Origin of the sequence: Prevotella sp. AM23-5 (assembly GCF_003473645.1) — a bacterium.
In the GTDB taxonomy this organism is placed as follows: domain Bacteria; phylum Bacteroidota; class Bacteroidia; order Bacteroidales; family Bacteroidaceae; genus Prevotella; species Prevotella copri_A.
This window is the reverse complement of record NZ_QUCG01000034.1, coordinates 30,722-38,046: the sequence shown is the minus strand read 5'-3', so window position 1 is coordinate 38,046 and position 7,325 is coordinate 30,722. Positions and strand designations below refer to the sequence as shown.

Genomic DNA, 7,325 nt, shown 5'->3' with positions numbered 1-7,325 from the left:
ATTTTTATTATTATAGTTCATATTCATTACTTCTTTTTACCTTTCTTATTCTTTTTACCCGCAGACTTGCCTGCCACTTTCGATTTCTTGAGCTCAGCAGCTGCAGGGTTCTTCTTTCGTTGGAATTCTTCCTCGGAAATATATTGCTTATTTTCTATCTTCCATTTCAGGATCTCGGTCTGATGGTCATCATCCAAGGCCTGCTTCCAATAGCCGACAGCCTCATTCACCATACCGTTCATGGCGTAAATATCGCCGGCATGCTCCAATACCGTACTGTTATTCTCGGTAGAATCACGGTTCTTGAGAGCCGCATCGATGTAGGTCTTGGCATCTACATAACGCTCTTCCATAAACAGAATCCAAGCGTAGGTATCAAGATAGGTACCATTGTTCGGTTCCAGTTTGATGGTCTTGTAGCTCATCGCCTCAGCCTTGTGCAGGTCCTTGCCTTCTTCGCTCAGATAGTAGGCGTAGTTGTTGAGCGCCATTACGTTGTCGGCTTTCCACTGCAGACAGGAATCATAGGCTGCAAAGGCTGCATCCTTCTGATTCTTCTGATGCAGGATGTCGCCCATCACGGCATAGAGATCAGAAACCAGGTCGTTGGCAGAGAGTTTATTCACCTGAGCCACACCCAGCCGGAACTCATTGAGCGCCGCATCTTCGTCCTTATTCTGATAGTAAGCCATACCTCCGAAATAATAGAAGATCATCTCTTCCGGATTGTATTCGTGGGCAGCCTTCGCCTGCTCGATCACCTCATGATACTTCTTCTGATTCCAGAGCAGCTGAATGGTCTGGATGCGCGCATTGGCATTGTCAGGAGCGATATCAAGCACCTTTTTGAAGGCTGAAATCACAGAGTCGGTCGGCATCTTCTTCAAACTCATATAGGCGGCACGCACCTCGGCTATTTCAGAAGACGGCTGTGGCACATTGAGCACCTTATCGAAGAGGGCGATGACCTTGGTAGAGTCGCCGCCTTCGGTTTCATTGTTCTGGATGAAGGAACGGAACATCATGATCTTGGTCTGGGTATCCGTCTTCTGACTCATCAGAATCTTATCGAGCATGCCATTCGCCAGATCCGCCTGCTTGGTGGCATTGTAATAATCATAGAGCGACATCTGGGCGTAGGAATTATCCGGCTCTTCCTTCAGCACATCAGTGAAGTACTTGAACGCTTCCTTCTGACGGTCGTGCTGCATCAGCCAGTTGCCCAGCATGGTTTTATACTGCATGTCCAGAGGATGCTGTTCTACGAGCGACTTCAGTTCATTATAGGCAGTCTTCTTGTCATCCATCATCTCATGGATACGCATCTTGGTGAGTGTAAACTGCTCGCTCTCACCTTCTTCGGTCTCCAGACGGCTGACGGTATTGAGCATCATCTTGAAGTTCTTCTGCTGCTGATAGAGCTGCGCCAACACGCGGAGCACATCCGTATTGCTGTGATTCTTGGCATAGACAGCCTCGTAGGCATTGATGGCATCCTCGTATTTTCCCTTGCTGATATAGTATTGGGCGAGTCGCTCTGCAAAAATCAGGTTCTCAGGATCCTGCTCTATCGCCTTCTGCAATCGCAGAAGACCCAGCGAATCCTGCTTCATCTCGGTCAAATAGAGAGACAGATAATAATTTGCCGTTGCCGAGTTAGGATCGATGTTCCGGGCATGTTCGTAGAGATCGAAGGCGGCAGTATAGCTGCCAGCTGCATGCTGGCGAGCCGCCTCGGTCAAGAAGTATTCATATCGCTTACGATTGTTTGGAGAAAGCGAATCCACCCTTACAGTCTGCTGTTGCTGTCCGACAGGCTGCATCTTCTTTTTTCGGGCGAGCGAAGGCAAGGCTATGGCGCCGATGAGCACCACAGTCACCCAGACTCCCATGTTTCTTAAATCTATCTTCACGATCAAATCTTATCTAAAAATCCTTATCTTATTTTACGCCGGTATGACCATAACCACCTGCACCACGCTCAGTTTCATCCAGCTCCTCCACCTCGATGAAGTCGCACTGTTCGTGCTTGGAAAGCACCATTTGTGCGATGCGCTCGCCATCATTGACAACGAAGTCTTGCTGTGAGAAGTTGATGAGCAGCACCATGATCTCGCCACGGTAATCGGCATCGATGGTACCCGGAGTATTGAGCACGGTGATGCCATGCTTCAGAGCGAGACCGCTGCGAGGACGGATCTGTGCCTCATAACCTACCGGCAATGCCATGAAAAGCCCCGTAGGAACGAGTCGGCGCTCCATAGGATGAAGCACGATAGCCTCATCGATATTAGCACGCAAATCCATGCCCGCACTCTGAGGTGTGGCAAACGCAGGGAGAGGCTGATGCCCCTTATTGATAATCTGTACTTTCAGCATAATTTTCTATTTTTCTGCAAAAATACTGCTTTTTAACCGAATAATCGCATTTTAGACGTGAAAATGATATAATTTATCCTTTTTTATTTTGATTTATCCTAACTTTCGTGTATTTTTGCACAATAGACAACATAAAAGACTCATAATACAGAAAGAATATGGAATGGACCCAACTCATATCTAACAAGCGATTCGGACAGGAGCATAAGCACGCCGAGCGCCACGATGACCGCTCGGAGTTCAAGCGCGATTACGACCGTCTCATCTTCTCTTCGGCTTTCCGCCGGTTGCAGAACAAGACGCAAGTATTCCCGCTGCCGGGCAGCATCTTTGTACACAACCGTCTCACTCACAGCCTGGAAGTGGCAAGTGTGGGTATGTCGCTGGGCAACGATATCTCCCGTCACATCATCCAGAAGCGCCCGGAGCTGAAGGATACGCTCTTCGAGGAAATCGGAACCATCGTGAGTGCAGCCTGCCTGGCGCACGATCTGGGCAATCCTCCCTTCGGTCATTCCGGAGAAAAAGCCATCCAGACTTTCTTCAGCGAGGGTGCCGGACAGGGATTGAAAGATGAAGTTTCTGCCGAGTTCTGGGACGACATTACCCATTTCGAGGGTAATGCCAACGGCTTCAGAATCCTGACGCATCAGTTTAAAGGTCGCCGCCAGGGTGGTTTCGTGATGACCTATCCTATGCTTGCTGCCATCGTGAAATATCCTTTTGCCAGCAGTCTGGCAGGGAAGCACGGAAAGTTTGGATTCTTTACTTCCGAAGCCGAATCTTACCAGAAGGTAGCAGAGGAGTTGGGAATCCTGAGAAAATCGAAACCGGGAGAGCCACTGGAATATGCCCGCCACCCGCTGGTGTATATGGTAGAAGCTGCTGATGACATCTGTTATGAGATTATGGACATCGAAGACTCCCACAAACTCAAGATCTTATCCTTCGAGGAGACTGCAGACTTACTGCTGGGATTCTTTGATGAGGAAACACAGCAGAAGATTCGCCAGCGAATCCTGGATGAGGGATTGACCGATGAAAACGAACAGGTAGTGTACATGCGTGCCTGCGTAATCGGAAAGCTGGAGAACGAATGCGTCAATGTTTTTCTGAATCACGAAGAGGAGATTCTTGGCGGCACTTTCGAGGGATGTCTCATCGAACATATTGCCGAACATCAGCGCCAAGCCTATCAGAAATGTACGCAGGTTTCCCGCAAGAAAATCTATGCCAGCAAACCGGTTCTCGACATCGAACTTTCGGGTTACAAGATCATGGCTACGCTGATGGAGGTATTCATCGATGCCGCCGTGAATCCATCCCGCTTCTACTCCAAGCAACTCCTGAGAAGGGTAAGCAGCCAGTACGACATAGAGAACGAGAATCTGGAGGAGCGAATCATGGCGATATTGGATTACATCAGTGGCATGACGGATATCTATGCGCTCGACATCTATCAGAAAATCAACGGAATAAGTCTGCCGATAGTCTAGAAACAAAGCAGGCATACGAAATCAACAAGCAAGAGCAAAGAGGGTGTGTCACAAGTCTAAATAATGGCTGCCGAGGACGGGCTGAAAGCCCAAAAGCTCCTAGCCCAGGGCAGCGCCCTGGGGAATGTTGGCAAAAACAAAGTCGCCCTGAAAGGGCAAAAGCTTTCAATTTCAAAGCTTTTGCCCTTTCAGGGCGTATGGGATGTGGCTTATGACACACCCTCTAGGATTTTAATTCCGGCATTAATGCTTTTTGGGCTTCATGTTAAAATGATATGCCACATGCAATATTGCATAGCGTGGCAAGGCATTGACAAATGTCTCGGTTCTACCCTGGGCATTTACCATACGAGTGATATTGTTCAAGTTGCCCAGGATGTCAAAGCCATCAAGCATCCACGTCAACTTTCCCTTGAGCATAGTATAGGAAAGGCGGGCATTCCAGAGCAAATCGTCGGTATTCATAGAACTTCCTTCGTAACCACGGCGGGAATACATGGTCAGGTCTGTACCCACCTGAATATGCCAAGGCAGATTGAAAGAGGCTGTAGCTCCATAGTTGAAATCCACGGCATTGATGTGGTCGAAGTCCATAGCCTTGCCGTCAACATTTCTCCAGGCTGCGGATATCTTTACGCCCATGGTAGAAGAGCTACCTACCTTATAATCCAGCTTCAAGGTTTCATCGAGCAACGTTGTCTGTACAGTGCTGCGGGATGCCTGATAACCCGCGCCTTCAGAGTTACCTATCAGATCCACGCTGTTCACGTATTCCACACGTGTCCAGGTTCCAAATGTCAGTCGCTTCATCTTGTCAAGCGGCTGCTCGAAATTATAGGAAGCTGAAGCATTCCAGTTGCCATTTACATTGTCTGCACGATATTTCCTGACACCCGTATGGGCATCATAGCTATATCCCATAGCCAGGGCATTTGCACGATAGGTGTAGCCCAGGCGAAGGCTCTGGCTTCGCTGTCTGGCAATATTCATAGAGCTGAAGAGAAGATTCACGTCATAAGCCATCTCATTTTTCAGGCTGCTGTTTCCCAGCTTCACGTTCATCGGGTCTGTCGCATCCTGAATATTCACCATGTTCAGGAGATCAGGGAGCTTCGGGGTTGCCTTGAAGAGCAGCTGGAATCCCTTCGTGTGATTCTTTACCCAGTAGCTCAGTCGGGTAAAGGGAAAGGTAAGAAGCACCGTGTTTCTTACGATGGTTGTATCTACCTCTCCTCTCTCATAGGCAAGCTTCTGGCGGGTAGGTACGATTCCCAGTTTGGCCTGTGCACTCCAGTTGCCATGCTCAGTATCCTTATCCCATGTGATAGACGGAATCAGACTATGCGCATCCTCCGTATATTGACTTACATAACTGTTGCTTCTATCCTTCGTGCGTTCATACTCCGCCACCGATGGCAGCCATCCTATGGAAGAAGAACTCTCCTCTTCTGCCCCATCCAGCTGGTCCAGCAGATAAAGCGAAGAATGGCGTTTCTTGTCACGATGACCAAAACCGTAATACATGGACAATTCTACCGCCTGACTCAAGCGGAAGTTGTAGGCTGCCCCCAGCTGATAGAAAAAGTTCCGGTCTGGATGGTTTCTGAAGTACTGATTGCCGGAATTCTGCACCTGCGGATCATCACCATAGTGTACGGCATACTTGTTGAACAAGTCCTCCTTGCGCTTATCGTAGGAGACCTGTCCTATCAGGTTGATGTAATCACTAGAGCCCTTGAGCTTGATAGTGCTTACCGCATTGAAACTTCCTGCCATCTGATAGCCTTTGCCCAATCCCTCCTTCTTATATCTGTTAATCAGGGACTGGCGGATAAGATTCTCCGAACCGACGGCATAAATATTATCGAGCATTTCCCGGCTGACATCATATTGCATAGAGGAGAATGTACCAGAAATATAATTGCTGTACCTGTCAAACTTATCATATTGGAATACCGGCTTCAGGAGCAGGTTTACCTTGTTGTTAAATACGAGGTATAGCTGGTTGACAGCTGTCAGGTGGAAATTCTTCACGGTTTCTTTCTGGCGCTCATAATCGAATGTATTTCCCTTCTGCAGGAAGTTCACACGGTCGGTATTGGTAATGACTTCCTGATTGGAATGGCTCACCTGCACATTGCCATTGAGGTCAAACTTCTGGTTTCTGTCACTCACCGCATAGTCTAATCCGCCCAGCTTCTCCCTATTGTCGCCCTTCGGCATGTCAACGGGGTTCCAGTCTGAGTCGCGGCCAGGCTTTCTGTTGTCATTAAGATTGTTCACATTTCCATAGAAGGTAATGCGGGAATGATCCGTATAGCGCATGGCAAAGAGGCGACCCAGATAACGGTCTTTCGTACCTGCTCCGCCCTCAAGGTTAGCCAGCAAGCCGATGGAATATTCTTTCTTGAGATTGACATCCATCACATACGTCTTGTCGTCCTCACGCTTCTGACCAAGGAATTCGCTGTTCTTGCCATACTTGTCGTATATCTTTATCTGCTTGACGGTATAGGAGGGAAGATTCTCCAGCATAACCTCCTGGTTGCCTCTGAAGAAATCCTTGCCGTTGAGCAGCAGATTCTCAACAAACTGGCCGTTGTGATAGATGCGTCCGTCTTTCTTGATTTCCACACCCGGCATCTGCCGGACCAAGGCATCAAGCATACTGCCCTCTGCCAAAACAAAGGCATCGGCATTATAGACAACAGTATCTCCCTTATGATAAAACTTCACCTTACTTCCTACGACATTTACCTCCTGCAGCATCTTCGAATCAGGGCGCAACACCACTGGAGGAAGCTCCCTCAGATACTCCCTCTTCCTCAGGTCACCTATGGAAATGTTGACATACGATGTCTTATAGCCCAGATAGCTGGCACGAATGATATAGTTAGCCTTTACTCTTGGCACGTCAAACTGAAAGATGGAGGAATAACCTTCCTGATCATCCCGGGTCCAATGGTTGTTCGCCACCAAGGTTTCAATAACCGTGCTGTCTGAGGATAAGAGTTGTACGGTGACTCCCGGCACGTCATTACGTGTCTTGGAATCTACCACGCGACTTTTGATAGTCAACTTTTCCTGACCGTAACATGCCACAGACAATAACATGGCAAGAAATAAAGTAAACAGTTTTGTCATAATTTCTATTTTTTAATTGCACAATGATTCAACAAATAATTCTTCTGTCCATAATGCCTTCGTTGTCGAGAACATCGGTCAAACGCAGTTTACCATCAGGAGCATGCAATTTCAACTGGTTAGTGGCACTAACCAGTTCATTATTTTCCTTCTTCAGCTTAGTCTTCAGATACTTCCTGTAATTACGGGTTTTGGAATAATCATCCTGCTCGTTCAATACACCAATAATATCCAGTACGGAGTGGAATATTGGCATTCTTTGCCTTATTCCATTTACTGCCTGGTTATGGCAAGATATTGCCCTTT

4 protein-coding genes and 1 pseudogene are annotated in these 7,325 nt (G+C 47.8%); 1 reads left to right on the top strand and 4 read right to left on the bottom strand.

Features of this window, described 5'->3' with window-relative positions:
- Positions 1-26: 26 nt before the first annotated feature.
- Positions 27-1,913, bottom strand: a complete 1,887-nt coding sequence (locus tag DW657_RS09750; protein ID WP_367400152.1) for a tetratricopeptide repeat protein — start codon at positions 1,911-1,913, stop codon at positions 27-29.
- Between the two features lie 28 nt (positions 1,914-1,941).
- Positions 1,942-2,379, bottom strand: a complete 438-nt coding sequence (dut, locus tag DW657_RS09745; RefSeq protein ID WP_118312351.1) for a dUTP diphosphatase — start codon at positions 2,377-2,379, stop codon at positions 1,942-1,944.
- 158 nt (positions 2,380-2,537) lie between these two features.
- Between dut and DW657_RS09740 the strand changes: the two genes are divergently transcribed.
- The gene (locus DW657_RS09740; protein WP_118312350.1) at positions 2,538-3,875 is read left to right on the top strand and encodes a deoxyguanosinetriphosphate triphosphohydrolase; all 1,338 of its coding nucleotides are present in this window, start codon (positions 2,538-2,540) and stop codon (positions 3,873-3,875) included.
- Positions 3,876-4,118: 243 nt separating this feature from the next.
- Here the strand turns inward: DW657_RS09740 and DW657_RS09735 are convergent, their stop codons facing one another.
- Entirely contained in the window at positions 4,119-7,019 is a 2,901-nt protein-coding gene (locus tag DW657_RS09735; protein WP_147381923.1) for a carboxypeptidase-like regulatory domain-containing protein, read from the bottom strand.
- Between the two features lie 49 nt (positions 7,020-7,068).
- A pseudogene (locus DW657_RS09730) lies at positions 7,069-7,260 on the bottom strand (cell filamentation protein Fic); the annotation flags it as partial.
- Positions 7,261-7,325 lie beyond the last annotated feature (65 nt).